General features: G+C 68.4%; 24 protein-coding genes and 1 pseudogene. 10 read left to right on the forward strand and 15 right to left on the reverse strand.

Annotated features, from left to right (window positions below):
* Positions 1–33 precede the first annotated feature (33 nt).
* The 3 genes and pseudogenes from ACSQ19_RS08730 to ubiK form a co-directional block, all read right to left on the reverse strand.
* Entirely contained in the window at positions 34–2,094 is a 2,061-nt protein-coding gene (locus ACSQ19_RS08730) for a S9 family peptidase (RefSeq protein ID WP_435996336.1), read from the reverse strand.
* A gap of 106 nt (positions 2,095–2,200) precedes the next feature.
* The gene (locus tag ACSQ19_RS08735) at positions 2,201–3,706 is read right to left on the reverse strand and encodes a YifB family Mg chelatase-like AAA ATPase (RefSeq protein WP_436000917.1); all 1,506 of its coding nucleotides are present in this window, start codon (positions 3,704–3,706) and stop codon (positions 2,201–2,203) included.
* Positions 3,704–3,980, reverse strand: a pseudogene (gene ubiK / locus ACSQ19_RS08740) (ubiquinone biosynthesis accessory factor UbiK); the annotation flags it as partial. The gene ACSQ19_RS08735 and the pseudogene ubiK, both read right to left, overlap by 3 nt.
* Positions 3,981–4,169: 189 nt before the next feature.
* Between ubiK and ACSQ19_RS08745 the strand changes: the two are divergent.
* Complete coding sequence (locus ACSQ19_RS08745; RefSeq protein ID WP_299344090.1) at positions 4,170–4,508, forward strand: P-II family nitrogen regulator; 339 nt, start codon at positions 4,170–4,172, stop codon at positions 4,506–4,508.
* Positions 4,509–4,514: 6 nt separating this feature from the next.
* Positions 4,515–4,877, forward strand: coding sequence for a DUF6404 family protein (locus tag ACSQ19_RS08750; RefSeq protein ID WP_435996338.1), 363 nt, complete (start codon positions 4,515–4,517; stop codon positions 4,875–4,877).
* 78 nt (positions 4,878–4,955) lie between these two features.
* On the opposite strand, the gene speE is transcribed toward ACSQ19_RS08750, so the two are convergent.
* On the reverse strand, positions 4,956–5,813 hold the full coding sequence (speE, locus tag ACSQ19_RS08755) for a polyamine aminopropyltransferase (RefSeq protein WP_299344094.1): 858 nt from the start codon (positions 5,811–5,813) through the stop codon (positions 4,956–4,958).
* Positions 5,814–5,940: 127 nt separating this feature from the next.
* Between speE and speA the strand changes: the two genes are divergently transcribed.
* Positions 5,941–7,830: an arginine decarboxylase gene (gene speA / locus ACSQ19_RS08760; protein WP_435996341.1), complete on the forward strand. Its 1,890-nt coding sequence runs from the start codon at positions 5,941–5,943 to the stop codon at positions 7,828–7,830.
* A gap of 69 nt (positions 7,831–7,899) precedes the next feature.
* On the opposite strand, the gene ACSQ19_RS08765 is transcribed toward speA, so the two are convergent.
* The 7 genes from ACSQ19_RS08765 to radC all read right to left on the reverse strand — a co-directional run bounded on the left by ACSQ19_RS08765 (position 7,900) and on the right by radC (position 13,395).
* Positions 7,900–8,277 (reverse strand): DUF6768 family protein, encoded by a 378-nt coding sequence (locus ACSQ19_RS08765; RefSeq protein ID WP_299344100.1) that lies wholly within the window; start codon positions 8,275–8,277, stop codon positions 7,900–7,902.
* Complete coding sequence (locus ACSQ19_RS08770) at positions 8,264–8,830, reverse strand: RNA polymerase sigma factor (protein WP_435996343.1); 567 nt, start codon at positions 8,828–8,830, stop codon at positions 8,264–8,266. Before ACSQ19_RS08770 ends, ACSQ19_RS08765 begins: the two co-directional genes overlap by 14 nt.
* 106 nt (positions 8,831–8,936) lie before the next feature.
* On the reverse strand, positions 8,937–9,689 hold the full coding sequence (locus ACSQ19_RS08775; RefSeq protein ID WP_435996345.1) for an SDR family NAD(P)-dependent oxidoreductase: 753 nt from the start codon (positions 9,687–9,689) through the stop codon (positions 8,937–8,939).
* Between the two features lie 34 nt (positions 9,690–9,723).
* A complete protein-coding gene (locus ACSQ19_RS08780) occupies positions 9,724–10,134 on the reverse strand; it encodes a hypothetical protein (RefSeq protein WP_435996347.1) in 411 nt (136 codons plus the stop codon).
* Positions 10,131–10,928: an SPOR domain-containing protein gene (locus ACSQ19_RS08785; RefSeq protein WP_435996349.1), complete on the reverse strand. Its 798-nt coding sequence runs from the start codon at positions 10,926–10,928 to the stop codon at positions 10,131–10,133. The genes ACSQ19_RS08780 and ACSQ19_RS08785 overlap by 4 nt, the downstream gene beginning before the upstream one ends.
* Before the next feature lie 14 nt (positions 10,929–10,942).
* Positions 10,943–12,634 carry an arginine--tRNA ligase gene (argS, locus tag ACSQ19_RS08790; protein ID WP_435996351.1) on the reverse strand — a complete coding sequence of 564 codons (1,692 nt, stop codon included), beginning with the start codon at positions 12,632–12,634 and terminating at the stop codon, positions 10,943–10,945.
* Between the two features lie 86 nt (positions 12,635–12,720).
* Positions 12,721–13,395 carry a RadC family protein gene (gene radC, locus ACSQ19_RS08795; RefSeq protein WP_296281065.1) on the reverse strand — a complete coding sequence of 225 codons (675 nt, stop codon included), beginning with the start codon at positions 13,393–13,395 and terminating at the stop codon, positions 12,721–12,723.
* A 114-nt stretch (positions 13,396–13,509) separates the two neighbouring features.
* Here radC and coaBC point away from each other — a divergent pair, with 114 nt between their 5' ends.
* From coaBC to ACSQ19_RS08810, 3 genes are read left to right on the forward strand one after another with little or no spacing between them, the layout of a single operon-like run.
* Positions 13,510–14,715 (forward strand): bifunctional phosphopantothenoylcysteine decarboxylase/phosphopantothenate--cysteine ligase CoaBC, encoded by a 1,206-nt coding sequence (gene coaBC, locus ACSQ19_RS08800; protein ID WP_299344525.1) that lies wholly within the window; start codon positions 13,510–13,512, stop codon positions 14,713–14,715.
* Positions 14,712–15,176, forward strand: a complete 465-nt coding sequence (gene dut / locus ACSQ19_RS08805; protein WP_435996353.1) for a dUTP diphosphatase — start codon at positions 14,712–14,714, stop codon at positions 15,174–15,176. The genes coaBC and dut overlap by 4 nt, the downstream gene beginning before the upstream one ends.
* Positions 15,177–15,190: 14 nt before the next feature.
* Positions 15,191–17,527, forward strand: a complete 2,337-nt coding sequence (locus ACSQ19_RS08810) for a phosphomannomutase/phosphoglucomutase (protein WP_299344122.1) — start codon at positions 15,191–15,193, stop codon at positions 17,525–17,527.
* Between the two features lie 92 nt (positions 17,528–17,619).
* Here the strand turns inward: ACSQ19_RS08810 and ACSQ19_RS08815 are convergent, their stop codons facing one another.
* Both ACSQ19_RS08815 and pyrE read right to left on the reverse strand, forming a co-directional pair.
* Positions 17,620–18,336: a hypothetical protein gene (locus ACSQ19_RS08815; RefSeq protein WP_435996355.1), complete on the reverse strand. Its 717-nt coding sequence runs from the start codon at positions 18,334–18,336 to the stop codon at positions 17,620–17,622.
* Positions 18,337–18,353: 17 nt separating this feature from the next.
* Entirely contained in the window at positions 18,354–19,025 is a 672-nt protein-coding gene (gene pyrE / locus ACSQ19_RS08820; RefSeq protein WP_296281075.1) for an orotate phosphoribosyltransferase, read from the reverse strand.
* Between the two features lie 113 nt (positions 19,026–19,138).
* Here pyrE and ACSQ19_RS08825 point away from each other — a divergent pair, with 113 nt between their 5' ends.
* From ACSQ19_RS08825 to ACSQ19_RS08835, 3 genes are read left to right on the forward strand one after another with little or no spacing between them, the layout of a single operon-like run.
* Positions 19,139–19,909: an exodeoxyribonuclease III gene (locus ACSQ19_RS08825; RefSeq protein WP_296281078.1), complete on the forward strand. Its 771-nt coding sequence runs from the start codon at positions 19,139–19,141 to the stop codon at positions 19,907–19,909.
* Positions 19,909–21,243, forward strand: coding sequence for an AmpG family muropeptide MFS transporter (locus tag ACSQ19_RS08830; RefSeq protein WP_435996358.1), 1,335 nt, complete (start codon positions 19,909–19,911; stop codon positions 21,241–21,243). The genes ACSQ19_RS08825 and ACSQ19_RS08830 overlap by 1 nt, the downstream gene beginning before the upstream one ends.
* Positions 21,244–21,290: 47 nt before the next feature.
* Positions 21,291–21,518 carry a hypothetical protein gene (locus ACSQ19_RS08835; protein WP_296281080.1) on the forward strand — a complete coding sequence of 76 codons (228 nt, stop codon included), beginning with the start codon at positions 21,291–21,293 and terminating at the stop codon, positions 21,516–21,518.
* Here ACSQ19_RS08835 and ACSQ19_RS08840 read toward each other — a convergent pair.
* Together ACSQ19_RS08840 and ACSQ19_RS08845 are read right to left on the reverse strand one after the other, a co-directional pair.
* Positions 21,515–22,654: an anhydro-N-acetylmuramic acid kinase gene (locus tag ACSQ19_RS08840; protein ID WP_435996360.1), complete on the reverse strand. Its 1,140-nt coding sequence runs from the start codon at positions 22,652–22,654 to the stop codon at positions 21,515–21,517. The genes ACSQ19_RS08835 and ACSQ19_RS08840 overlap by 4 nt on opposite strands.
* A gap of 70 nt (positions 22,655–22,724) precedes the next feature.
* Positions 22,725–24,170: a M23 family metallopeptidase gene (locus ACSQ19_RS08845; protein ID WP_299344133.1), complete on the reverse strand. Its 1,446-nt coding sequence runs from the start codon at positions 24,168–24,170 to the stop codon at positions 22,725–22,727.
* A 185-nt stretch (positions 24,171–24,355) separates the two neighbouring features.
* Here ACSQ19_RS08845 and tyrS point away from each other — a divergent pair, with 185 nt between their 5' ends.
* Positions 24,356–25,564 carry a tyrosine--tRNA ligase gene (tyrS, locus tag ACSQ19_RS08850; protein WP_296281086.1) on the forward strand — a complete coding sequence of 403 codons (1,209 nt, stop codon included), beginning with the start codon at positions 24,356–24,358 and terminating at the stop codon, positions 25,562–25,564.
* Positions 25,565–25,711: the final 147 nt, after the last annotated feature.

Consider the following 25,711-nt stretch of genomic DNA (forward strand, 5'->3'; position numbering starts at 1 on the left):
CCGTTTCTGTCATGGACGCAAGAGGGAGCAGGCTTACTTCTTTACTTCCTGCGTGTGGCCCTTCAGCGCATCGGCCAGGCCCGGCACGCCGGTGGCGCCCGTCGGCACGCTGATGCTCGAGCCGGTGAAGTCCTTGCCGATCGGTTCGGCGCGACCACCCAGGCACTGGGCGAGGAAGCCTTCGGTCACGGCATTGAACGCCTTGTTGTTCTCCGGCCGCGCGAAGCCATGGCCTTCGTCGGGGAACAGCACGTAGGTCACCGGAATGTTCTTGGCCTGCATCGCCTTGACGATCTGGTCGCTCTCGGCCTGCTTCACGCGCGGGTCGTTCGCGCCCTGGCCGATCAGCAGCGGCTTCTTGATCTGGTCGGCACGGGTCAGCGGCGAACGTTCGGTCAGCCACTTCTTGCCGGCGTCGGTGCGCGGGTCGCCCATGCGCTTGGCGAGCTGTTCGAAGAAGCTGGCCCAATACGGCGGAACGGTGCTGAGCAGGGTGTTGAGGTTGGACGGGCCGACGATGTCCACGCCGCAGGCGAACGCATCCGGCGTGAACGTCAGGCCGGCCAGCGTGGCGTAGCCGCCGTAGCTGCCGCCCATGATCGCGACCTGGTCCTGCGTGGTCACGCCCTGCTTGACCGCCCATTGCACGGCATCGATCAGGTCGTCGTGCATCTTGCCGGCCCACTCGCCGTTACCCGCGTTGGTGAAGTCCTTGCCGAAGCCGGTGGAGCCGCGGAAGTTGACTGACAGCACCGCGTAACCGCGGTTGGCCAGCCACTGGTTGTAGCCGCCGTAGCCATATGAATCGCGTGCCCACGGACCGCCATGGACCAGCAGTACCAGCGGCACCGGCGCATCGGCCTTGCCGTCGTTGTTCGCATCGGCACTGCGCGGCAGGGTCAGGTAACTGACCAGCGTCTTGTTGTCGCGCGAGGCGATTTCCACCGGCCACTGCGGCACCAGCGGCTTGCCCTCCAGCTTCGGGCGCGCGGAGAACAGCTTGGTCAACGTGCCAGCCGGGCGGTCGTAGCGGTAGTAGACCAGCGGGGCTTCGGCGGCGGAGTACGCGACGATCCAGGTCTTGTCGTCCAGCGTGCGGGTGTTGACGGACACATCACCCGGGCCGATCGCTTCCAGCTTCTCCAGGTCGGCGCGGATCGAGGGATCGACGATCTTCCACTCATCGCGCAGGTAGTCCACCGACACCGCCTGTACCTTGCCCGTCGCCGGATCCGCGAGGGTGCCGCCGACGTCGGCGCGTGCGTCTTCCAGCACCAGCGAGCGCTTGCCGCTTGCCACGTCCACCGCGAACAGCGCGGCGGTGTTGCGGCCGCGGGAATCGGTGAAGTACAGCGTCTTGCCGTCCAGCGTCAGGCCGCCGGGGCTGGTGGTCAGGACGTCTTCGAACGGGATGTCGTCGAACTTCTCCCACGCTCCGTTGGCGCCGCGCTTCAGCACGTCGGCGCCGCCGTCCGGGCGCGAGCGCTGTGCGTACCTGAGCGTGTAATCGGCATCGGCGATGTAGCCGGCGATCTTGGCGTCGTTCTTCTCCAGCAGCGTGCGCGTACCGGTGGCGAGGTCGACCTTGTAGAGGTCGTGCCACTGCGCGTCGCGATCGTTCATGCCGACCAGGATCGTGCCGGGATGCCTGGGGCTGACGCCGGCCACCTGCGCGGTGGTCTTCGGGAAGGGCGTCAGGTCCTTCGCCTGGCCCGTCTTCAGGTCGACGGCGTACAGGTGGAAGTCCTCGTCGCCGCCACTGTCGCGGAGGTACAGCAGCGTGTCGGGGTGGTACGACCAGAAATAACTGCGGATGCCGCGCGCCTTGTCCTGGGTGACGGCCTTGGCCTGCGCCGGATTGTCGGCCGGGGCGACCCAGACGTTGAGCACGCCATCGACGGCGGCGACCCAGCTGAGGTACTTGCCATCGGGGCTGATCTGCACGTTCGCGCGCTCGGGATTGCCGAACAGAGCATCGCGCGCGATCAGTTCGGTACCGGCGATGCGGTCGGCGGCGGATGGCGCCGCCTGTGCGGCAAGGGCGAACGCGACGGTCGAGGCCAGCAGCGTGAGGCGGAATGCGGTGTGGCGCATGGGCGGACTCCAGGGTGGCAAGGAAGGAACAGCAGACGGGACGTCCGCCGGCGACAGGTGTGACCCGAGTAGACCACACCCCATCTTCCATCGCCGTGGCCGGAGGTCATGCTGCGTTGCCGCGGTCCAGTCCCCGATAGCCCAGGGCTTCTGTCAGGTGCGCGGTGCCGATGGATCCGCTTTCCGCCAGGTCGGCGATGGTGCGCGCCACGCGCAGGATGCGGTGCAGGCTGCGTGCCGAGAGCTGCAGGCGTTCGACCGCGCGCTCCAGCAGCGCCTGGTCGCGCGCCGACAGGCGGCAGTGCGCCATCGTCTCCGCCTGGCCCATCCGCGCATTCGGCTTGCCGCAGCGCGCGTGCTGGCGAATGCGCGCTGCCACCACCCGGGACTGCACCGCGGCCGTGGTTTCGCCGTCCGGCGCATCCGGCCGCAAGTCCTGCGGCGGCAGCCGGGGGACGTGGACGTGGAGGTCGATGCGGTCCAACAGCGGACCGGAAACGCGGCTGCGGTAGCGACGGACGAGATCAGGCCCGCAGCGGCAACGGCCGCTGGCGTCGCCGGCCCAGCCGCACGGGCAAGGGTTCATGGCGGCCACGAGCTGGAAGCGCGCCGGGAATTCCGCCGTGCGCGCGGCCCGGGAGACGGTGACGGTGCCGGACTCCAGCGGTTCACGCAGTACCTCCAGCGCGGCGCGGTTCCATTCGGGCAGTTCGTCGAGGAAGAGCACGCCATGGTGCGCCAGCGAAATCTCGCCGGGACGCGGCTGTGCACCGCCCCCGACGAGCGCCACCGCGCTGGCGGTGTGGTGGGGGGCGCGATAAGGACGTTGCCGCCAGCGCGCCGGGTCCAGTCCGCGACCGCTGACCGAGGCAATGGCGGCGCTTTCCATGGCTTCGCTGTCGCTCGCCTCGGGCAGCAGGCCGGGCAGGCGTGACGCCAGCAGCGTCTTGCCGCATCCGGGAGACCCGATCAGCAGCAGGTGGTGTCCCCCTGCGGCAGCGACCTCGAGCGCACGCCGCGCGTGGGCCTGGCCGCGCACATCCGCCATGTCCGGAATCGTCGGAGGCAGCGTCGGGGGTGCCACGGCGCTCGGCAGCGTCTTGCGGCCTTCGAGCAGGGCGCAGACTTCGAGCAAGGTTCGGCCCGTGAGCGCGCGTCCGTCCTGGACCAGGGCGGCTTCGGCGCCACTGGGTTCCGGTACTACCAGCGTGCGCCCGCTGGCGGCTACCGCCAGGGCTGCCGGCAGGACGCCATCCACCGCGCGCAGTTCGCCGGTCAGGCTCAACTCGCCGAGGAATTCGTAGTCCGCCAGCGCCTCGCGCCGGATCTGTCCGCTTGCGGCGAGGATGCCCAGGGCGATCGGGAGATCGAATCGTCCGCCGTCCTTCGGCAGGTCGGCCGGTGCCAGGTTCACCGTGATCCGCCGCGTCGGGAATTCGAACTGCGCACAGAGGATCGCCGCGCGCACGCGGTCGCGCGACTCGCGCACGGCGGCTTCCGGCAGGCCGACGATCTGCGTGGACGGCAATCCGCCGGACAGGTGGACTTCCACGCGCACGGGTGGCGCGGACACGCCCGCCCGTGCCCGGCTGTGCACCAGGGCCAGACTCATCGCGGCGGGGTCAGGACTGGGCGGGCTTGTCGGCCAGCTGGGCTTCCAGCGTGGCGACGGTGCGCTCGAGCGTTTCCAGCTTCTCGCGGGTGCGCAGCAGCACGGCCTGCTGCACGTCGAATTCCTCGCGCGTCACCAGGTCCAGCTTCGCCAGCCCTGCCTGCAGGGTGGCCTTGAAGGTCTGCTGCAACTCTTCCTGCGATTCCCGCAGTCCGGGCGGCACCAGTTGGCTGAGGCGGCGGGCGAGGTCGTCGATGTGGTTGAAGTCGATCATGTGCGGTCTCCGGCAGTGCATCGAGCATGCGAGGCGGGCGGGTCGGTGCGCCATCGGGGTTCGCTGCGCAGCGCTGTCGGAAATGTCCGGGCGGCGAGGCGGTCATTGAACCGCGAGAGGGGCCACCGCCGCAACCGCGCGCGGCGCCGGCACGCTATCCTGAGGCCAGCATCCTAGGGAGAATCCTGCATGAAAATGGTCATGGCCATCATCAAGCCGTTCAAGCTGGACGACGTGCGCGAAGCACTGGCCGACGCCGGCATCGCCGGCATCACGGTCACCGAGGTGAAGGGCTTCGGGCGCCAGAAGGGCCATACCGAGCTCTATCGCGGCGCCGAGTACGTGGTCGATTTCCTGCCGAAGGTGAAGCTGGAAGTCGCCGTCACCGACGAGCAGGCCGAGCAGGTGGTCGAAGCCATCGTGAAGGCCGCCGGCACCGGCAAGATCGGCGACGGCAAGGTGTTCGTCTACGACCTGGAGCGGGTGGTGCGGATCCGCACCGGCGAACTCGACGCCGACGCGCTGTGACGCCTCATGGCTGATCCCGCATTCGACACCCGCCTGCAGCAGGCGCTGTCGTTCATCGAGTCGAAGGGCGTGCGGCGCAGCACGGCGGCGCCGCCGCTGTACCGCCTGCTCTGGAAGATGGGACTGAAGGTGCCGCCACCGCTGATGGCCGGTTTCCTTTCCATCGCGCTGCTGATGGGAAGTTTCTTCGGCGTGTTCTGGGGCCTCGTGATGTGGCTGCTGATCTGGAACCGCACCCACATGCCGTCGGCCATTGCCGCGCTGCTGGCGCTGATGGCGGGCGTCCTGTTCGGTCTGATCATGGCGGCTGTGCTGCGCATGCAGGCACGTGGCAAGCGGATTCCGGTGTGGAAGGAGTTTTCCCCGTAGCGAAGCCCTTCGATCCGTACAGCCAAGAAAAAGGCCCCGCACGAGCGGGGCCTTTCTGTTTGCCTCGTATGGTGCGCCTTACTCGCCGAGCGCCTTCGCCACGAACGGCGGCGCCACCAGCACGCCCGTATGCAGGTGCGCGGTGTAGTACAGCGTGTCGAACGGCTTGGCGGCGGCATCTGCTTCACGGAACGCAAAGTCGAAGCCGGCCTGCTTGCTGGCGAGGGTCACGCTCCACCAGCCGGTCGGGTAGCACGGCTGCGGGAACGGCAGCGTCTTGAACGACTGGAAGCCGGCCTTGCCCATCTCCGCGCGCATGTCCTTGATCAGGTCCAGCAGCGCCAGCGGAGACTCCGACTGCTGCACCAGCAGGCCGTCCGGCTTCAGTGCGCGGTAGCAGCTTTCGAAGAACGCCTTGTTGAACAGGCCTTCGGCCGGGCCGACGGGATCGGTCGAGTCGACGATGACCACGTCCACGCTGCCGGGTTCGCAGTTGGCCATGTAGGCCACGCCGTCGTCGAACAGCAGTTCGGCGCGCGGATCGTTGTTGGACTCGCACAGCTCGGGGAAATACTTCTCCGCCATGCGCGTGACCTGCTCATCGATGTCGCACTGCGTGGCCTTTTCCACGCCCGGGTGCTTAAGCACCTCGCGCAGCGTGCCGCAGTCGCCGCCGCCGATGATCACCACGCGCCTGGGTGCGGCGTGGGTGAACAGCACCGGGTGGCTGATCATCTCGTGGTAGAAGAAGTTGTCGCGCGTGGTCAGCATCATCGCGCCGTCGATCACCATCAACTTGCCCCAGTCGGTGCTGTCGTAGATCTCGATCTTCTGGAACGGCGACTGCACTTCATCCAGCTTGCCCGTTGTGCGGAAGCCGATGGCGGAGCCGGTGTGCGAGAAGTGTTCGATGAACCAGGTGTCGTTGGCGGTCATGGGGCTGTCCTGCATGAAGGGAATGGCAACGGCGATGGGGCCTGCCGCTGCGGCGGCGCATTGTAACGGACCCATGTGACCGCAGCCTGTAGAATGCGCGTCCGCTAGCCCCACACTGGAAGACGCCATGTCCTGGTCCACCGACCACGCCCGCAAGACCTACTCCGTCCCGCACTGGGCCGAAGGGTATTTCGACGTGGACGCCGCCGGCCGCATCGTGGTGTCGCCCAAGGGCGCGCAGGGTCCGGTGATCCCGCTGCCCGAAGTGGTGGACGCCGCGCGCGCGCAGGGTGCGCAGTTGCCGTTGCTGGTGCGCTTCCCCGACATCCTCGGCGACCGCCTGGGCAAGCTGCAGGCCGCGTTCGCGCAGGCGCAGGCCGACTGGGACTACAAGGGCGGCTACACGGCGGTCTACCCGATCAAGGTCAACCAGCATCGTGGCGTCGCCGGCACGCTCGCCTCGCACGCGGGCGAAGGCTTCGGCCTGGAAGCAGGCAGCAAGCCCGAGCTGATGGCCGTATTGGCGCTGTCGCGCCCGGGCGGGCTGATCGTCTGCAATGGCTACAAGGACCGCGAGTACATCCGCCTGGCGCTGATCGGCCGCAAGCTGGGCCTGCAGACGTTCATCGTCATCGAGAAACCGTCCGAGCTGGCGCTGGTCATCGAAGAGTCGCGCGCGCTGGGCGTGAAGCCCGGCCTGGGCGTGCGCATGCGACTGGCCACGCTGGGCGCCGGCAAGTGGCAGAACAGCGGTGGCGACAAGGCCAAGTTCGGTCTGTCGCCGCGCCAGGTGCTCGACCTGTGGAAGCAGTTGCGCGAGGCCGGCCTGCAGGACACGCTGGGCCTGCTGCATTTCCACATGGGTTCGCAGATCAGCAACGTGCGCGACATCGCCAACGGTATGCGCGAGGCGACCCGCTATTTCGTCGAGCTGTCGAAGCTGGGCGCGACCATCAGCCATGTCGATGTCGGTGGTGGCCTCGGCATCGACTACGAAGGCACGCGTTCGCGCAGCTACTGCTCGATCAACTACGGCATCGGCCAGTACGCCAGCAACATCGTGCAGCCGCTGGCGGAAGCCTGCGAACAGCATGGCCTGGTGCCGCCGCGCATCGTCACCGAGTGCGGGCGCGCGATGACCGCGCACCACGCGGTGCTGGTGGTCAACGTGTCGGAAGTGGAGCAGGCGCCGGAAGGCCGCGTGCCGCCGTCGCACGACGACGAGCCGTCGGTGATCCGCCACCTGCGCGAGATCCATGGCGAACTGGATACGCGCCCGGCCGTCGAGCTGTTCCACGAAGCACAGCACCACCACAGCGAAGGCCTGTCGCTGTACGCGCTGGGCCAGATCGACCTGGTGCACCGGGCGCGCATCGATGACCTGTTCTACGCCATCGCGCATGCCGTGCGCGCGCGCCTGAGCAGCGACGAGCGCAGCCATCGCGACCTGCTGGATGAATTGAACGAGCGGCTGGTCGACAAGTATTTCGTAAATTTCAGCGTGTTCGAATCGATTCCCGACGTATGGGCGATCGACCAGGTCTTCCCGATCGTGCCGATTGAGCGCCTGGACGAAGCGCCGGCGCGGCGCGGCATCATCGCCGACATGACCTGCGACTCGGACGGCATGGTCAAGACCTACGTCGAGAACGAGGGCCTGGATTCCTCGCTGCCGCTGCACGCGATGAAGCCCGGTGAGAGTTACCGGCTGGGCATCTTCCTGGTTGGCGCGTACCAGGAAATCCTCGGCGACATCCACAACCTGTTCGGCGACACCGACGCGGTGGAAGTCAGTGCCGACGCGGGCACCGGCTACCTGATCACCCAGCAGCGTCGCGGCGACACCACCGACGTGATGCTCGACTACGTGGGGTACAGGCTGGACGACCTGCGTGCGGTCTACCGTCAGCGCGTGGAAGAAGCTGGCCTGCCCGCCGCCGAATCCAGGCTGCTGTCCGACGCGCTGGAGGCGGGTCTCACCGGCTACACCTATCTGTCCGACGAACCGCTGGCGTAGCGTGCGCCGTGCGCACGACCGCGCGATGCCTGATCGCACGTGACGCATGAAAGCTGCACGCGCCTGCAACTACATACCGGCTTTGTCTTGCCTGAGCAGCGCCAGTTGCAACTCCATGCGCTTGAGCTCCCGCAGCATGCGGTTGGCTTCCATGTGGCTGCCCAGGAACGACTTCATGATCATCGTGAACTGGAACAGCACGATCGCCAGCACGCCCCATTGCACGGCCGCCAGGACTTCGGTGGCATGCCAGCTCCGCCATAGCGAAACACCGAAGCCCGCGAAGGCGGCGATGCCGCAGAGGTAGGCCACCCACACCACCCAACCCAGCGTGCCGCGGAACAGCCCGAACGCCTGGGAGAAATAGCCGGGTTCGCCATGCCGCGACAACAGGTCGCGATCCTCGGCCGAGAGGGTCTGCTTGATCAGGTCATCAGTCTTGTTCATCGGTGCTTCCTTCCAGTCGCGCGCGGATCTTGCGCCGCGCATGCATCAGCCGGGTCTTGACCGTTCCCGGGGGCACGTCGAGCGCGACGGCGATCTCCGCCACGCTCAGGTCTTCCAGATAGAAAAGTGACAGCGCCGCGCGCTGGGGCGCGGGCAGGGCCTGCATCTCCGCCCTGACGATGGCCAGCTCCGCCGCGCGTTCGCCCGCCGCGTCCTGTTCGCCAGGCATCACCGCTTCAGGCTCGATCTCGACGAGGTGGGTGCGCTCGAATTGCCGTCCGCGGAGCGCACGTGTGCAACGGCGGGTGACGATGCGAAAGGCCCAGGCCGGGAACGCCGCCACATCGTCCAGCCGGCGGAGTCCGCGCAGGATCTCGACCCAGGCTTCCTGGACCATGTCGCGCGCAAGGTCGGGATGGCCCGTCAATCGCCATGCGTGCCGCAGCAGGCGCGGCTGCCAGCGCGCGACCAGACGCTCCCACGCGGGGCGATCGCCGGTGCGGGCCGCCGCGGCGAGGTACTCGTCCAGTATCCGTTCCGTGTCCCGCTGCACGCGCCTGCCCCCGTCTCTGTCTGTCGGGAATCAAGGTGCCGGATTCGAGGAAAACGGTTCAATCCGGTGGAAAGACATTGCCGAACGACCGGCGCCGACGTCCGCCCTAGACGCCCCGATGGACCTGGAACCCCGCGAACGACTGCGTCACCGGCATGATCTCCAGCCGGTTGATGTTGAGGTGCGGTGGCAGGGTGGCGACGTAGAAGATCTGTTCGGCGATGTCATCGGCCGTCATCGGCTGCGCCCCCGCGTAGAGCTTGTCCGACGCGGCCTGGTCGCCGTGCGTGCGGACGAGGGTGAACTCGGTTTCGGCCATGCCGGGTTCGATGTCGGTCACCCGCACGCCGGTGCCGTGCAGGTCGCTGCGCAGTCCCAGCGAAAACTGGCGAACGAAAGCCTTGGTGCCGCCATACGTGTTGCCGCCCGGATACGGGTAGCTGCCGGCGATCGAGCCGATGTTGATGATGGCGCCCTTGCGCTCCACCAGCAGCGGCAGCAACCGGCGGGTGACGGTGACCAGCGCCAGCACGTTGGTTTCGATCATCGTGCGCCAATCGTCCAGCGACGCCTGCTGCGCAGGTGCCGTGCCCAGCGCCAGTCCGGCGTTGTTGACCAGCAGGTCGATGTCGCGGAAGGCCGCGGGCAACGCGTCGAGGGCTGCGTCCAGGGCCGTTTCGTCGCGGATGTCGAATGCGGCGGCGTGCACTTTGTCCGCCCCGAGCTCGTCCACCAGTGCCTGCAAGCGATCGGCGCGGCGTCCGGTGGCGATGACGCGCCAGCCGGCGGCCACGAAGCGGCCGACGGCAGCGGCACCGAAGCCTGACGTGGCGCCGGTGATGAGGGCGGTGCGGGTCATGGGGATTCCTTCGCGGGGGGAAAGCGGTTCGCAGTCAGCGACGTGCACGCCAGACGGCGCCCAGCCACGTACCGAGCGCAGCGGCGGCGACGGACAGGAGTGCGCTGAGGGCGTTGGTGCGCAGCAGGAAGCCGAGCGGGTAGGCGACGTCCGACGCTGCGCCGGCGATGCCGGCCAGCACCGCCAGGGTCGCGATCCACACCGCCAGCGTCAGGCCGATGGCGACGATCAGGAAGCGATGGCCGGCCAGCGCGCCGCCCAGCCCCATGCAGACGGCCGTCACGACGTAGCTGAGCGGCGCCAGGAATCCCCAGCGCGTCTGCACGACCTCCTGCCAGTGCGCGGGCACGACGATGCCGACCAGCCACGAGGCGACCAGCAGCGCCCCCATCGCTGCGGCCGTCGCCGCGAGCAGGCGACGCAGCGTCGGCCGCGCGGCGCTCACTGCGCCTTGACCGCCATCGCGGGCAACCCGCTGCCGGCGAGCTTCTGCTTGGCTTCGGCCAGCTCGCTGGCGGTGCCGTACGGCCCCATGCGCACGCGGTACACGGTCTTGCCGTTGATCTGCGCCGACTCCACCCGCGCGCTCAGGCCCAGCATCGCGATCTTGGCCTTCGTCGCCTCGGCATCGCCTGATGCGCCGAATGCACCCGCCTGCAGGATGTAACGGGCGCCCGTGTCGGCGCTGGCCACGGTCGCCGGCCTGGGCGTCGGTGCGGGCGCGGTCTCCGCCGTGCGCGGTACGTCGGCGACGCGCGCAGGCGCGGTTTCGTTGATCGGGGTGGGCTGGGCGGGCACAGCAGCCTCGGCCGGCGTGGTGGCGACCGGCGTGGGCGCCTGTCCGTTGAGTGCGGCGCGCGCCTTGCGGGCGTCTTCCTCGCGCGCGCTGGCCGCCAGTTCCGCGTCGGACATCTGCACTTCCTTCCCGGGCAGCAGGGTGTAGAAGTCGTACTGCGTTTCCTTCGCCGCGCTTTCGTCGGTCGCCGCGGCCGTGGCCGGCGTATCAGTGACGGGCGCATCTGGCACCACCGACTCCACGTCGGCACTGTCGATGGGCGCCGGCTGCGCATCCGGGTTGGGCTGCGGGCGGAAGAAACCGTCGCCGTCCTTCTTGCCGAGGCCGGGCACGATGAAATACACCGCCAGGCCGATCAGCAGGCCGAGCACCAGCCACACCCAGGCGGGCGTCGCGTGGCTTGAGTTACGGGTGGCCTGGTTCTTGCCGCGCCTTGCTGCCATCTACTGCTCTCCGCTCACATCTTCTCGGGCGAGTTGACGCCCAACAGGTCAAGTCCGTTCGCCAGCGCCTGGCGAACCGCCACCGCCAGCGCAAGCCGCGCGTTCCGCTGGGTGGCATCGTCGACGAGGATCGGCTCGCCGTCGTACCAGGCCTGGAAAGCATAGGCGAGTTCGCGCAGGTATTGCGCGATGGCGTGGGGCTCCAGCGATGCGCCGGCCGCTTCCACGACTTCCGGATAACGCGACAGTTCCACCATCAAGGCCAGCGAGCCTTCGTCGGTGAGTGCGGGCAACCCGGCGATGCCGGCCGCCTCGTCGTACGCCGCGAAGCCCTTCTCCGTCACGCGGCGCAGCAGGCTGCAGACGCGGGCATGGGCGTACTGCACGTAGAAGACGGGATTGTCCTTGCTCTGCTCGCGCGCCAGGTCGATGTCGAACGTGAGTTGCGAATCCGGCTTGCGCGCGATCAGGAACCAGCGCGTCGCGTCGGCGCCCGCTTCTTCGATGAGGTCGCGCAGCGTCAGGTAGCTGCCGGCGCGCTTGGACAGCTTCACCTCTTCGCCGCCGCGCATCACGGTGACCATCTGGTGCAGCACGTATTCCGGATAGCCCGGCGGAATGCCTTCGCCCAGCGCCTGCAGGCCGGCCTTCACCCGGGCCAGCGACCCATGATGGTCGGCGCCCAGCTCTGTGATCGCGCGCTCGTAGCCGCGCTGCCACTTGCTCAGGTGATAGGCCACGTCCGGCACGAAGTAGGTGTAGGTGCCGTCGGACTTGCGCATCACGCGGTCCTTGTCGTCGCCGAAGTCGGTCGACCTCAGCCACAGCGCGCCGCCTTCCTCGTAGGTATGGCCCGAGGCGACCAGCTTGCGCACGGTTTCCTCGACCTTCTGGTCGGCGTACAGCGAACTCTCGAGGAAGTAGCGGTCGAACGACACGCCGAACGCGGCCAGGTCCAGATTCTGTTCGCGGCGCAGGTAGGCCACGGCGAAGCGGCGGATGGCGTCGAGGTCCTGCGGATCCCCGGCACCGGTGACCACATGGCCTTCGACCTCGACCGAATCGCCATTGAGGTAGGCCTGCGCCACGTCGGCGATGTAATCACCGCGGTAGCCGTCTTCCGGCCAGCCGTCGCTGTCCGGCCCCAGGCCGAGGGCGCGGGCCTGCGTGGACTTGGCCAGGTTGTCGATCTGCACGCCGGCATCGTTGTAATAGAACTCGCGCCTGGCGTCCCAGCCGTTGGCGGCAAGCACCCGCGCGATGCAGTCGCCGATCACGCCTGCGCGCCCGTGGCCGACGTGGAGCGGGCCGGTCGGATTGGCCGATACGTATTCCACGCCCACCGTCTTGCCCCGACCACTGTCGTTGCGGCCATAGGCGGCGCCCTGGGCGAGCGCGGTGGTGACTTCGCGCTGGTAGGCACCGGGGCTCAGGTGGAAATTGATGAAGCCCGGGCCGGCGATTTCGACCTTGGCGACGTCGTCGCTGGCCGGCAGCGCGGCGACCAGGGCGGTGGCGATCGCACGCGGGTTGCTGCGCGCCGCCTTGGCCAGCAGCATGGCGGCGTTGGTGGCGAAGTCGCCGTGCTCGCGGGTCTTGGGTCGCTCGACCACGAACTCGGGCGTGGCGGTGTCGGCGGGCAGGGTGCCGGCGGAGCGCAGGGCATCGATGCCCTGGGCGATCAAGGCGCGGAGGGAAGCTTTCACGGAGGACCGTCGTGTTGCGTGGGAACCCCCTATTCTAGTTTTTCCCGCTCCCTGCGGGGGATCGGCGCGGTTCAGCCAGCGCGCCCTCAGACCCAGCCGCGAGCCGCCATCGATTGTGGTGGTCCGTCGCCGATGACGAAATGGTCCAGCAGGCGCACGTCGACCAGCGCCAGCGCCTGTTTCAGGCGCTGCGTCACCGCACGGTCGGCGGCCGAGGGCTCGGCGCATCCGGACGGATGGTTGTGGCCGACGATGAGGGCCGTGGCATTGAGCGCCAACGCGCGCCGCGCGACCTCGCGCGGATGGACCTCGGCGCTGTCCACCGAGCCCTGGAACAGCTCCTCGAAGGCCAGCACCCGGTGGCGCGTGTCCAAGAACAGCGCGGCGAAGACCTCGTGCGGGCGGCCGCGCAGCCGGTGCGCGAAGTACCGCCCGGCGGCGTCCGGATCGCCGATGGCGTCGCCCCGCGCCAGCGACGCGTGCAGCAGGCGGGTGCCGAGTTCCAGCGCGGCACCCAGCGCACAGGCGCGGGCCGGTCCCAGGCCGGGCAGGTCGACCAGCTCGGCGGGCGAACGCTCCAGCAGCGTGCGCAGCGGGCCGTGGTGGGCGAGCAGCTCGCGCGCGGTGGCCACGGCATCGCGGCCGCGCAGGCCGGAGCCCAGGAAGATGGCGAGCAGTTCCGCATCGCTGAGGCTGGTGGGTCCGCGCGCGAGCAGCTTCTCGCGGGGTCGTTCGTCGTGGGGCCAGTCGCGGATGTGCATGCGGTCATCGTCGACGGACGGCGGCGGGGCCGGGATCGGGGCGTGCGGGGCGTTCGGGTAAGCTAATCGCCTGAATCGACGTAGGAATGGGCCGACGTGAGTGGACCGGACAAGATGCAGGGCCTCGCAGGGCAGCGGCTGCTGCTGTGCGTGGGGGGCGGCATCGCTGCCTACAAGGCGCTGGAACTGGTGCGCCGGCTGCGCGACGGCGGGGCGGAGGTGCAGGTCGCCATGACCGCAGGTGCCCAGCACTTCGTCACCCCGCTGAGCTTCCAGGCCCTGTCCGGCCAGCCCACGCGCACCACCCTGTGGGACAGCGCCGCCGAGCAGGCGATGGGCCATATCGAACTCGCGCGCTGGGCCGACCGCGTGATCGTCGCGCCGGCGACCGCCGACCTGATGGCCCGATTGGCGCACGGCCTGGCCGACGACCTGGTGACCACGCTGTGCCTGGCCACCACCGCGCCCATCATGCTCGCGCCGGCGATGAACCACCGCATGTGGCAGCACCCGGCCACCCAGGCCAACTTGGCGACGCTGCGCGCCCGTGGCGTACAGGTGGTCGGTCCCAACGACGGTCCGCTGGCCGAGGGCGAGTCCGGCCCCGGTCGCCTGGCCGAGCCCCATGAGATCGTCGCTGCCCTGGCGGGGCAGGCGGCGGCGCAGGTGCCGCAGGACCTGGCCGGCCTGAAGGTTGTGGTCAGTGCCGGCCCGACCTATGAGGACCTGGATCCGGTCCGCTACCTGGGCAACCGCAGCAGCGGCAAGATGGGCTTCGCCGTCGCCGCGAGCGCGGCCAGGCGGGGCGCCCGCGTCACCCTGGTCGCCGGGCCCGTGCAGTTGCCGACCCCGGCGGGCGTCGATCGCGTCGATGTGCGCTCGGCCGCCCAGATGCACGCGGCCGTCTTCGCCGCGCTGCCCGCCGACATCTATATCGGTGCCGCCGCCGTGGCCGACTACACGCCGCGCGAGCCGGCGGCCAACAAGATCAAGAAGTCCAGTGAATCGCTGGCGCTGGATCTAGTGCGTACGCCCGACATCCTGGCCGAGGTCGCGGCGCAGACGCAGGCGCTGAAGCTGGTGGTGGGCTTCGCCGCCGAAACCAACAACGTGGCCGAGTACGCGCGCAGGAAGCTGGAGGCCAAGCGGCTGGACATGATCGTGGCCAACCGGGTCGGCATCGCCGACGGCGGCTTCGAGAGCGACCAGAACGCGATGACGGCGTACTGGAAGGATGGCGAACGCAGCTTCGCGTCGGCGCCGAAGACACGGCTGGCCGACGACCTGATGGACCTGATCGTGGAGCGACTGGACGCATGACCGCTGAGCGCACCGTGGAAGTGAAGCTGCTGGATCCGCGCTTCGGCGACGAATGGCCGCTGCCGGCCTATGCCACCGAAGCCAGCGCCGGCATGGACCTGCGCGCCGCGCTGGAAGCCCCGCTGGTGCTGGAGCCCGGCGATGCGGCGCTGGTGCCCAGCGGCATCGCGCTGCACCTGGGCGATCCGGGCCTGTGCGCGGTGGTGCTGCCGCGGTCGGGACTCGGGCACCGGCACGGCATTGTGCTGGGCAATGGCACCGGGTTGATCGATGCCGATTACCAGGGGCCGCTGCTGATCAGCGTGTGGAACCGCGGCCACGAGGCCTTCACCATCCAGCCCGGCGATCGCATCGCCCAGGTGGTGGTGCTGCCGATCGTGCGCGTGGGCCTGCAAGTGGTGGATACTTTCGCCGACAGCGCACGGGGGACGGGTGGTTTCGGCCACACCGGCGTGCGGTGACAGGGGACAAGCCGATGAATACGACGACCGAGAGCCGCAAGCGGATTCCCGTGGGCGACCTGCGTGGCGCCTTGCCGAAGCTGGCGGTGCTGCTGGCGCTGCTGGCCGCGCTGCTTGCCTGGAGCGGCATCCGGCAGTGGCGCGACGCCCGCTTGCTGGAAGACGTCGAGCGCGCGCGCGACCGGGCGGTGGAGGCGGTGCAGGCCAGCCACGCGGCGCAGGTGAAACAGTTGCAGCAGCGCCTGGCGTCCGCGCCGGTCAAGGCGGCGCTGGCCGCCAACGACACTGCGGCTGCGGTGGCCGCCGTCCGCGAAGGATGGGCCGGCGTGGAGCACGTCGAGATCCTGGAGGGCGGGCTGCAGGCCGCCTATGACGACGCCGCGGCATTCGGCTTCAGCAAGCTGGCCTTGCTGGAAGCCGGGATGCAGGGCGATGCCGTCGCGACGCGCGTGGTGAAGGACGGCAAGAAGACCGCTTTCGGCATGGCGGCCGCCGTGCCGCAGGGCGTGCTGTACGTGAGCGTGCCACTGGCGCGCCTGACTGCCGGCTTCGATGGCGTGGCGCTGCCCGCCGGCGGCTACCTGGCCTTGCGACAGGGCGGCTACTCCATCCAGCAGCGCGGCGACAGTCAGTTGTCCGACGGCGCCGAACGCATGGCGCACGCGGTGGGCAAGACTGGCCTGCGCGTGGCCACGGCGGCGCCGGACAGCGAATCCGGCCCGTTGGGCCTGGGCGCCATCCCGGCGCTGGTGGTGGCGGCCCTGCTGGCCGGCCTGGCCATCGCGTCGGTCGTGGTCGCGCGTGGCGGTGTCCGGGTGGGACGGTTTGGAAAGAAAGGAGCAGAGATGCACGACATGGACGAACCCACCCTGGGCGAGGCGCTGCTGCGCGATCCCCCGCCCGCGCCGACGGCGCGCGCTGGCTCCGCCGACGAGGAGGCAGACGCGTACCGGCAGGCGGACGCAAAGACCGTGGAGGTCGACCCGGGCATCTTCCGCGCCTACGACATCCGCGGCATCGTCGGCGCCTCGCTGAGCATCGAGGTGGCCGAACTGATCGGCCTGGCCATCGGCTCGGTGATGCGCGACGAGGACCTGATGGACATCGTCGTCGGGCGCGACGGCCGCCTGTCGGGGCCGGACCTGGCCGGTGGATTGATCGAAGGCCTGCGCAAGGCCGGCCGCAACGTGATCGATATCGGCCTGGCGCCCACGCCGGTGGCGTACTTTGGTGCGTACCACCTGCGCGCCGGCAGTTGCGTGGCCGTCACCGGCAGCCACAACCCGCCGGACTACAACGGGTTCAAGATCGTGGTCGGCGGCCAGACGCTGTCGGGCGATGCCATCACCGATCTGTACGAACGCATCCGCGACAACCGCCTGTACTTGGCCGGCGTGCCGGGCGACCTGCAGCAACGGGACGTCTCGGCCGACTACATACAGCGCATCGCCGACGACGTGCAGCTGGAGCGTCCGCTGAAGATCGTGGTGGATGCTGGCAATGGCGTGGCCGGCGACATCGCGCCGCAGCTGCTCGAAGCCATCGGCGCCGACGTCATTCCGCTGTACTGCGAGGTGGACGGCACGTTCCCCAACCATCATCCCGACCCCAGCGAACCGCACAACCTGGAAGACCTGATCCAGACGGTGAAGCGCTTCGATGCCGACCTCGGCCTGGCCTTCGACGGCGATGGCGACCGCCTGGGGGTGGTGACGAAGGAAGGCGCGGTGATCTTCCCCGACCGCCTGTTGATGCTGTTCGCCGCCGATGTGCTGGAGCGCAATCCCGGCGCGCTGATCATCTACGACGTGAAGTGCACCGGGAAGCTGCAGGGCTGGGTGCTGCGCCATGGCGGCACGCCCATGATGTGGAAGACCGGGCACTCGCTGATCAAGGCCAAGATGCGCGAGAGCGGTGCGGAACTGGCCGGCGAGATGAGCGGCCACTTCTTCTTCCAGGAGCGCTGGTACGGCTTCGACGACGGCCTGTATTCGGCCGCCCGCCTGCTGGAGATCCTGGCCAACCGCGCGGAAACGCCCTCCGAGGTCCTGGCGGAGTTGCCGGACGGGGTATCCACGCCGGAGATCAAGGTCGACGTGCGGGAGGGTACGCCGCACGCCATCGTCGAGCGCTTCGTCGAAGGTGCGGAGTTCGAGGGTGCACGCCTGTCCACGATCGATGGCCTGCGCGCGGACTGGGACGACGGCTGGGGCCTGGTGCGCGCGTCCAACACCACGCCGATCCTGGTGCTGCGGTTCGAAGCCGACACGACGGCGGCGCTCGAGCGGATCAAGACCGAGTTCCGGACCCGACTGCAGGCGCTGGCGCCGGAACTGAAGATGACGTTCTGACCTTCCGCGCAGGGAGGGCCAGTGCGCGAACGCCGGGCAATGCCCGGCGTTCTTTCATGGTGCAGCGGGCAATGCCGATCGCGCCTGACGCATCATCTCGGCGCAGGCGCCGTCCCTGCCGGTGGCGTGGCGTTGAGCATCGCGTCTTCCGCCTGTTCCGGGGTAACGCCCCTCATGACGCGGAAGCGCTGCAGGATGTCGGCGATCTCCACGTCCAGTTCCGCGCGCTGCTTCTCGAAGCTCTGCTGCAGGTGGCGGGTGCGCACCAGCTCGGCGTGCCGCTGGCGGATGGAAGCGACCATCTCCTTGGGCACCGGCTGCCCCGCCAGCTCGCGGTCGCCCGCGGTCTGCAGCAGGCTGATGAGGCCGTCGCGCAGGCTGACGGCGTTGTAGCCGGCGGTGCGGACATTGTTGTCAACGATCGCCGTGCGCTCGTTGAAGACGCGGCGCAGTTCCTCTTCGCTGCGGTATGACAGCAGCATGGCGGCATCGGTGCGCCGGCGCATGTCGGCGGCGGCATCATCGATCAACTGCTGCTGGGCCGCGATGGCGGCCAACGCGCGCTCCTCGTCCGTCATGGCGCGGTCCACGCCGCCCGTGCGCAGTCCACTGGCGGCGCTGATCTCGTCGCGAGCGACATTGACGGCATCGGCCGGCAGCGCATCGCTGCAGACGCGCTGGCCCTTCTCTTCCCAGCAGAAGAGTTTCTTGTTGACCGCGGGCTTGGCCGCGCCCTTGTTGCCCTGGGCGAACGCCAGCGGCGTGGCCAGGAGTGCGGCAGCCAGCAGGTAGGAAGTGCGGACGGTCATGGCAGCCCCCTGCTGCTTCAGTCCTGGGTCGCGCTGCCGTAGCGGGCCCGATAGGCCAGCAGGTCGTCGCGATGGCGGACAAGGTCGGCGCTTTCGCCGGCAAATGCAAGCAGGTCGTGCAGGCTGGCCACGGCCACCACGGGAACGCCGGTTTCCTCGGCCACCGACTGCGCGGCCGAGCGGCGTGGACCGCCGGTACCGGGATCGCCCAGCACTTCCTGCCGGTCCAGCGCCACCACGATGCCGGCCGGCGTGCCGCCGCCGGCACGGATCAGGCCCAGGGCTTCACGGATGGCGGTGCCAGCGGTGATCACGTCGTCCACGATCAACACGCGGCGGTCTTCCAGCGGCGCGCCGATCAGCAGGCCGCCCTCGCCATGGTCCTTGGCTTCCTTGCGATTGAACGCCACCGGCAGGTCGCGGCCGCGGCGGGCGAACTCGCAGGCCACCGCGGTCGCCAGCGGGATGCCCTTGTAGGCCGGGCCGAACAGCAGATCGAACGACAGGCCGGCGTCTTCCACCGCATCCGCATAGCAGCTGGCCAGCCCGGCCAGCCGCGCACCGCTGTCGAAACGGCCAGCGTTGAAGAAGTACGGACTCTGCCGCCCCGACTTCAGCGTGAACTGGCCGAAGCGCAGGGCCTGTGCGTGCAACGCGAGCTGGAGGAAGCGGGAGCGGTGGTCGGACATGGGCGGCGGGAATGAACAGGTGAGACGACAGGATACCCGCCCTGCGGCGTGCATCGCGCGATGGCCGCGTGGGTTCGGGTACGCTTGCCCGGTTTCCGACGAACGACGTGCACATGCGCATCATCAGCTTCAACGCCAACGGGCTGCGATCGGCAGCCACCAAGGGTTTCTTCGACTGGTTCACGGCGCAGCAGGCCGACGTCCTGTGCGTGCAGGAGACCAAGGCCCAGGAACACCAGCTGGCCGGGCCGGAATTCCTGCCCGCCGGCTACAAGGCCTGGTTCCGCGATGCGAGCACCAAGAAGGGCTACAGCGGCGTGGCGATCTACGCCAAGCGCGAGCCGGACGAGATCCGTACGGCGCTGGGCTGGCCGGACTTCGATGAAGAAGGCCGCTACATCGAGGCGCGCTTCGGCGACCTGAGCGTGGTCTCGTTCTACATCCCGTCCGGCTCCTCGGGCGACGAGCGGCAGGGCTTCAAGTTCAAGGTCATGGACTGGCTGGCGCCGGTGCTGGACGAATGGCGCCGCAGTGGTCGCCATTACGTGCTGTGCGGCGACTGGAACATCGTGCGCAGCCGGCTGGACATCAAGAACTGGACCAGCAACCAGAAGAATTCCGGCTGCCTGCCGCCGGAGCGCGACTGGTTGAACGGTATGTGCGTGGACGACGGGGGCTGGGTCGATGCTTACCGCGCGCTGCACCCGGAAGGGCAGGACTACACCTGGTGGAGCAACCGTGGCGCCGCGCGCGCCAACAACGTGGGGTGGCGCATCGATTATCAGTTCGTCACGCCCTCGCTGCGCGACCGCCTGAAGGCCTGTTCGATCTACCGCGACCAGCGCTTCTCCGACCATGCCCCCTTCACGGTGGACTACACCTGATGACGACCTCCGCCGGCGAACGTCCCGCCAAGCCTTCCGTCTGGCGTGCGTTCGCGCAGCCTTCGGCGTGGACGATGTTCTTCTTCGGCTTCGCCTCGGGCATGCCATTCCTGCTCGTGGCCGGAACGCTGGCGTACTGGCTGACCGAGAACGGGCTGGAACTGAAGAACATCACCCTGATCGCCAGCGCGGGGCTCACCTACACGTTGAAGTTCCTGTGGGCGCCACTGGTGGATCGCTGGCGCCTGCCATTGCTGGGCGGGCTGGGCCAGCGGCGCGGCTGGCTGTTGCTGGCGCTGGGAGTGGTCATCGTCGGTCTGCTGCTGATGGCGCACCTGACACCGGGGACGCTGGCGCCCTTCATCTGGGTCACGCTGCTGACGGCCTTTGCCGGCGCCACGCTGGACATCGCCGTGGACGCTTACCGCATCGAGATCGCACCGCAGGAGTCGCAGGGCGCGCTGCTGGCCACGTATTCGCTCGGCTACCGCATCGCGCTGATCATCACGGGCATGCTCGCCCTGGTGCTGGCCGACCACGTGCCCTGGCCGCAGGTGTATGTCGCCATGGCGGCCTTCATGCTGATTCCGGTCGTCGCCGTATTGCTGGCATCGGAACCGGATGTCGTGCGGGTGCGGATGACGACGTGGGCCGAAGGCCTGCAGGAAGGCGTGGTGGAGCCGTTCCTCGATTTCTTCCGCCGGTTCGGCCCGGCGCTGGCGCTGGCGCTACTGTCGTTCATCCTGCTGGCGAAGATCTCCGACCAGTCGTTGGGCGGCGGCATCATGGCGCCGTTCTACCTCGGCGAGGGTTTCACCAAGACCGAGATCGCGACGGTCACCAAGTTCTATGGCATCTGGGTGGGCCTGGCCGGCGTGTTCCTGGCCGGCATCGCCATCGCCCGCTGGGGCGTGAAATGGCCGCTGCTGGTGGGGATCGTGCTGGGCGCGATCAGCAACCTGCTGTATGTCTGGCTGGTCGGCGCCGATGGCGACGTGTGGAAGCTGACGCTGGTGATCTCGGGCGAGAATCTCGCCCAGGGGTTCCAGGGCACGACCTTGGTGGCGTTCCTGTCCGCGCTGGTCAACCAGCGTTTCACCGCCACGCAGTACGCGCTGTTCTCCTCGCTGGTGATGCTGCCGGGCAAACTGTTGAGCGCGGTGTCCGGCGGCATCGTCGAGCAGACCGGATATGCGGTGTATTTCTGGATCACTGCGCTGGTGGCCGTCCCGGCGGTGATCCTGTTCTTCTGGCTGGCGCCGCGCATCCGGTTCGGCAGCGGCCATGAGGCCGCCACCGGCGTTGACGCGCGCGCGCCGGATACGCCGGCTTGAATGACTGCGCTACAGTTTCCCGCCGGGGCAGGCCAGGGGAGGAGGGGATGACCGACATCGTGCTGAAGGACGTGGACCCGATCCTCGCCGAGCGCATCCGGCGTGTCTCGCAGGCGCGGGGTTGGCCGATCCACGACACCATCTTCAACCTGCTGGAGCAGGGCCTGTTCGTCTGCGAGGCGGAAGTCCGTGGCGGCTTCGACGACCGCGAGGTCAATGCGCTGGCCGAGGCGATCAGCGCGTTGAAGGACGTTCCGTCCGGCAAGGGGTTCTAGGCCGGGTACACCGTGCCGAGCACGCGGCGGCCCGATGCGCCGGTGACGGCGGGCAGGTTGCCGGGGCGACCCGCCAGCGTCTCGCGGGCCAACCACGCGAACCCCATCGCTTCCACATAGTCCGGGTCCAGGCCGTGGGTGGCCGTCGACTCCACCACGGCCTGCGGCATGTAGGCCGCCAGCCGCGCCATCAGCACCGGGTTCCGCACGCCGCCGCCGCAGACCAGGACGCGTCGCGTGTCGGGCTGCGTCATCTGCAGGGCATCGGCCACGGTGCGCGCGGTGAGATCCAGCAGGGTGGCCTGTACATCCTCATTCGATACGGAATTCCCGTCCAGACGGGCCTGCAGCCAGTCCAGATGGAAGTGTTCGCGCCCCGTGCTTTTCGGCGGCGGTGCGGCGAACCAGGGTTCGGCCAGCAAGCGCGCGAGCAACGCCGCATCGACCTGGCCGCTGGCGGCAAAGGCACCGTCGGCGTCGTAGGCGTGCCCGGTATGGCGCTCGCACCAGGCATCCATCAAGGCATTCGCTGGCCCGGTATCGAAGCCGCGGACATCCCCCGCACCCGGCAACAACGTGAAGTTGGCGATGCCGCCCAGGTTGAGCACCGCGCGGTCTTCGTGCGTCGATCCCAGCAGCGCGGCATGGAACGCCGGCATCAGCGGCGCGCCCTGGCCGCCCGCCGCCACATCGCGGCGACGGAAGTCGGCGACCGTTGTCATGCCGCTGCGTTCGGCGATGACGTTGCCATCGCCGAGTTGCCAGGTGAACGGCGGCTCCGCATGCGGCCGGTGGCGCACCGTCTGGCCGTGGGAGCCGATCGCACGGACGCGGCCGCGCGGCACGCCAGCGGCCTGCAGCAGCGACAGCGCGGCATCGGCGAATGCGATGGCGATGCGGGCATCGAGCAGGCCCACCGTATCCAGCGACACGCTGTCCGCACCCTGGCCGAGCGCAACGAGCGTCGTGCGCAAGGCGGGATCCCAAGCGAACGTGTGGCCCCGCACCAAGTCGCACCGCAGGGCGCGGCCCTCACCCTCGAAGCGCACCAGGGCGGCGTCGATGCCGTCGGCGCTGGTGCCCGACATCAGGCCCAGGTAGAGCTCGGAAACGGTGGCGTCGATGGCGTCGGTCATGCGGGAACGTCACGCAAAGAAAAGGCGGGACAGTGTCCCGCCTTTTCTTGTTCACCGCCATGCGCCGGGCTCAGCCTTTGCCGCCCTTCTTGCTGTTGGCAGGCTTGGCGGCGGCGACGGTGGTTGCCTTCGCCTCGTCGGCGGGGCCGACATCGGCATAGATGATGTCTTCCACCGTGCGGATACGTGCCAGCGCGTTGGCCGTGTACGTGCGATACGCCGCCAGCTGCGCGCCGGACAGCGGCTCCGGCGGCGGCATCGTCACCGACAGCGGATTGCGATGCACGCCGTTGATGCGGAATTCGTAATGCAGGTGCGGGCCGGTCGACAGCCCAGTGGTGCCGACATAACCGATCACCGTGCCCTGCGCGACGCGCTGGCCCGGCTTGATCTTGCCCAGGCGCGACATGTGCGCGTACAGCGTGGTATGGCCGCGGCCGTGGTCGAGGATCACGGTACGGCCGTAGCCGCCCTGCCACCCTGCGAACTGCACGCGGCCATCGCCGGCCGCCATGATCGGCGTACCCGTCGAGGCGGCATAGTCCACGCCCTTGTGCATGCGCATCGTGCCCAGCACCGGATGGCGGCGCGCACCGAACTTCGAGCTCATGCGCGCATACGCAATCGGCATGCGGATGAAGTTCTTCTTCAGCGGCCGGCCTGCGGCGGTGAAGTACTCCGGTTTGCCGCCCGGACGCGTGAATCGGAAGCCCGAATGCAGTTTCCCGTCGACGGTGAACGTGGCGGCCTGCACGGGGCCGGTGCTGATCAGCTCGCCCTCGCGCCACGTCTGTTCGACCACCACGCTGAAACGGTCTTCCGGTCCCAGGTCGGAATTGAAGTCGATGTCGTACTTGAAGATCTCGTCCGTCATCGAATTGATGTTGGCGGACGTCAGCCCCGCCTTGCGGGCCGACCGGTTGAGCGAACGCCCCACCTTGCCGCTCAGCACGACGGTACGGGTCGTGGTCTCGCGCGCGATCACGCGCTCGGTGACCTTGTCCTCGCCGACCACGAGTTCGACGCGATGGCTGGGATCGCGGTCGTAGCGCAGGGTGCGCAGGCCGCCGGTCACCGGCAGGTCGAAGGCGATCTCGGTGCCGGGCTTCAGGCGGGTCAGCGCCTTCTTGGCATCCGCGTTGTCCAGGATGCGGTGCAGCGTCGCGGCCGGGATGCCCAGCTCCTCGAAGATCGCGCCCAGCGTCTGGCCGCGCTTCACCCGCACCACTTGCCAGCTGTCGCCGGCGATACCGGCCTGGCGCTCTGCGGACAGTTCGGGCAGATCAAGCAGCAAGGTGTTGCGCGGTTCGGAGACCGGCGCCTGGATCGCACTCGAGAAGCCCGGCACGATCGTCGCCATCAGCACGCCGATGGTGGTGAACAGGGTGGCGTGGATCCAGTGGCGTCGCGTCCATCGCCCCTCCGGCAGATGACGCTTCACGGCGCTATCGCGGAGCACCCCCAGGCGCTCGCGGAACAGTTGCTTGCGGCTGTTGCCGCCCCCATGAGTTTGCATCAAGGTTGCACCCCGGGGCCAAGGCAAAGCCCCAATCGGCGTACCATAGACACGCGAAGACTTCGCGTCAAACCATTGAGTCAAATAGCTTTTTTGATTGGTATCACTGTTTACTTTCTTTTAACGGTAACTTCACGTCACTGACTTGGCCTTCACGTGGCCCCTCTATCTGGAACCGCTATCCCGTGTCCTCCGCAGAAGCGCTTGCCCTGATCGGCCGTGGTGCCGACGAAATACTGAAGATCGAAGACCTGCAGGCGCGCCTCGCCTCCGGCCGTCCGCTGCGCGTGAAGGCGGGGTTCGACCCCACGGCGCCCGACCTGCATATGGGTCATACAGTGCTGCTGAACAAGATGCGCCAGTTCCAGGACCTGGGCCACCAAGTGATTTTCCTGATCGGCGACTTCACCGGAATGATCGGCGACCCGTCGGGCAAGAACGCGACCCGCAAGCCGCTGACCCGCGAGGATGTGTTGGCCAATGCCCGCACCTATGAGGAGCAGGTATTCAAGGTATTGGACCGCGAGAAGACCGAAGTCCGCTTCAACTCCGAATGGTTCGGCAGGATGGGCGCGGCGGACATGATTCGCCTCGCCGGCCAGCACACTGTCGCGCGGATGCTGGAGCGCGACGATTTCGCCAAGCGTTACGCGGCGCAGCAGTCGATCGCGATCCACGAGTTCCTTTACCCGCTGGTGCAGGGCTACGACTCCGTGGCGCTGCAGGCGGATGTCGAACTTGGCGGCACGGACCAGAAGTTCAACCTGCTGATGGGGCGCGGCCTGCAGGAGCACCACGGCCAGGCACCCCAGGTCGTGCTGACCATGCCGCTGCTGGAAGGCCTGGATGGCGTCAACAAGATGTCGAAGTCGCTGGGCAACTACATCGGGGTCAGCGAGCCGGCCATCGACATCGTCACCAAGACCATGAAGATCGGCGACGCGTTGATGTGGCGCTGGATAGAGTTGCTGAGCTTCGAGATCGGCGGCGCGGAAGCCGCCACGCTGAAAGCGTCCGTCGACGGCGGCGAGCTGAACCCGCGCGATGTGAAGCTCCGGCTGGCGCGCGAGTTGGCGGCCCGTTTCCACGATGCCGCCGAAGCGGAGAAGGCCATCACCGGCTGGCATGCCGTCGTCACGGGCCAGGGCGACACCTCGCTGCTCGAGCTGAAGGATGTCGTGGTGCCTGCAGAGGGCATCCGCATCGCGGCGCTGCTGACGGCCGCCGGCATCACGCCCAGCAATTCGGAGGCGAACCGCAAGCTCAAGGAGCGTGCGGTAAAGCTGGAAGGCGACGTGGTGGAGGATGCCGGACTGCACCTTGCGCCCGGTTTCGAGGGCGTTCTCCAGGTGGGCAAGCGCAACTTCGCGCGCGTTCGCCTGGTGACCGGCTGAGCAGCGGAAGGGATTGCAGGAATGCCGGTCGACGCAGTGTGAATTTTTCTTCTCCGACCCCTTCCCAAAGCCGGGAGAACCGGCCATACTTTCCCTCCCCCGACGCACGGGGCCTTGCCGGAACGGGAAGGCGCCATGGGAAGGGAA

This window comes from Pseudoxanthomonas sp. LjRoot127 (genome assembly GCF_964253495.1).
In the GTDB taxonomy this organism is placed as follows: domain Bacteria; phylum Pseudomonadota; class Gammaproteobacteria; order Xanthomonadales; family Xanthomonadaceae; genus Pseudoxanthomonas_A.

What these genes read in the sequence shown, in the direction of transcription:
- ACSQ19_RS08830 (WP_435996358.1), top strand. Translation starts at nt 19,909, where the DNA reads ATGACGACCTCCGCCGGCGAACGTCCCGCCAAGCCTTCCGTCTGGCGT.
- speE (WP_299344094.1), bottom strand. Translation starts at nt 5,813, where the DNA reads ATGACCGCCAACGACACCTGGTTCATCGAACACTTCTCGCACACCGGC.
- ACSQ19_RS08745 (WP_299344090.1), top strand. Translation starts at nt 4,170, where the DNA reads ATGAAAATGGTCATGGCCATCATCAAGCCGTTCAAGCTGGACGACGTG.
- speA (WP_435996341.1), top strand. Translation starts at nt 5,941, where the DNA reads ATGTCCTGGTCCACCGACCACGCCCGCAAGACCTACTCCGTCCCGCAC.
- pyrE (WP_296281075.1), bottom strand. Translation starts at nt 19,025, where the DNA reads ATGTCCGACCACCGCTCCCGCTTCCTCCAGCTCGCGTTGCACGCACAG.
- ACSQ19_RS08825 (WP_296281078.1), top strand. Translation starts at nt 19,139, where the DNA reads ATGCGCATCATCAGCTTCAACGCCAACGGGCTGCGATCGGCAGCCACC.
- coaBC (WP_299344525.1), top strand. Translation starts at nt 13,510, where the DNA reads ATGCAGGGCCTCGCAGGGCAGCGGCTGCTGCTGTGCGTGGGGGGCGGC.
- ACSQ19_RS08845 (WP_299344133.1), bottom strand. Translation starts at nt 24,170, where the DNA reads ATGCAAACTCATGGGGGCGGCAACAGCCGCAAGCAACTGTTCCGCGAG.
- ACSQ19_RS08840 (WP_435996360.1), bottom strand. Translation starts at nt 22,654, where the DNA reads ATGACCGACGCCATCGACGCCACCGTTTCCGAGCTCTACCTGGGCCTG.
- radC (WP_296281065.1), bottom strand. Translation starts at nt 13,395, where the DNA reads ATGCACATCCGCGACTGGCCCCACGACGAACGACCCCGCGAGAAGCTG.
- dut (WP_435996353.1), top strand. Translation starts at nt 14,712, where the DNA reads ATGACCGCTGAGCGCACCGTGGAAGTGAAGCTGCTGGATCCGCGCTTC.
- ACSQ19_RS08775 (WP_435996345.1), bottom strand. Translation starts at nt 9,689, where the DNA reads ATGACCCGCACCGCCCTCATCACCGGCGCCACGTCAGGCTTCGGTGCC.
- ACSQ19_RS08730 (WP_435996336.1), bottom strand. Translation starts at nt 2,094, where the DNA reads ATGCGCCACACCGCATTCCGCCTCACGCTGCTGGCCTCGACCGTCGCG.
- ACSQ19_RS08735 (WP_436000917.1), bottom strand. Translation starts at nt 3,706, where the DNA reads ATGAGTCTGGCCCTGGTGCACAGCCGGGCACGGGCGGGCGTGTCCGCG.
- ACSQ19_RS08835 (WP_296281080.1), top strand. Translation starts at nt 21,291, where the DNA reads ATGACCGACATCGTGCTGAAGGACGTGGACCCGATCCTCGCCGAGCGC.
- ACSQ19_RS08810 (WP_299344122.1), top strand. Translation starts at nt 15,191, where the DNA reads ATGAATACGACGACCGAGAGCCGCAAGCGGATTCCCGTGGGCGACCTG.
- ACSQ19_RS08750 (WP_435996338.1), top strand. Translation starts at nt 4,515, where the DNA reads ATGGCTGATCCCGCATTCGACACCCGCCTGCAGCAGGCGCTGTCGTTC.
- ACSQ19_RS08815 (WP_435996355.1), bottom strand. Translation starts at nt 18,336, where the DNA reads ATGACCGTCCGCACTTCCTACCTGCTGGCTGCCGCACTCCTGGCCACG.
- ACSQ19_RS08765 (WP_299344100.1), bottom strand. Translation starts at nt 8,277, where the DNA reads ATGAACAAGACTGATGACCTGATCAAGCAGACCCTCTCGGCCGAGGAT.
- ACSQ19_RS08785 (WP_435996349.1), bottom strand. Translation starts at nt 10,928, where the DNA reads ATGGCAGCAAGGCGCGGCAAGAACCAGGCCACCCGTAACTCAAGCCAC.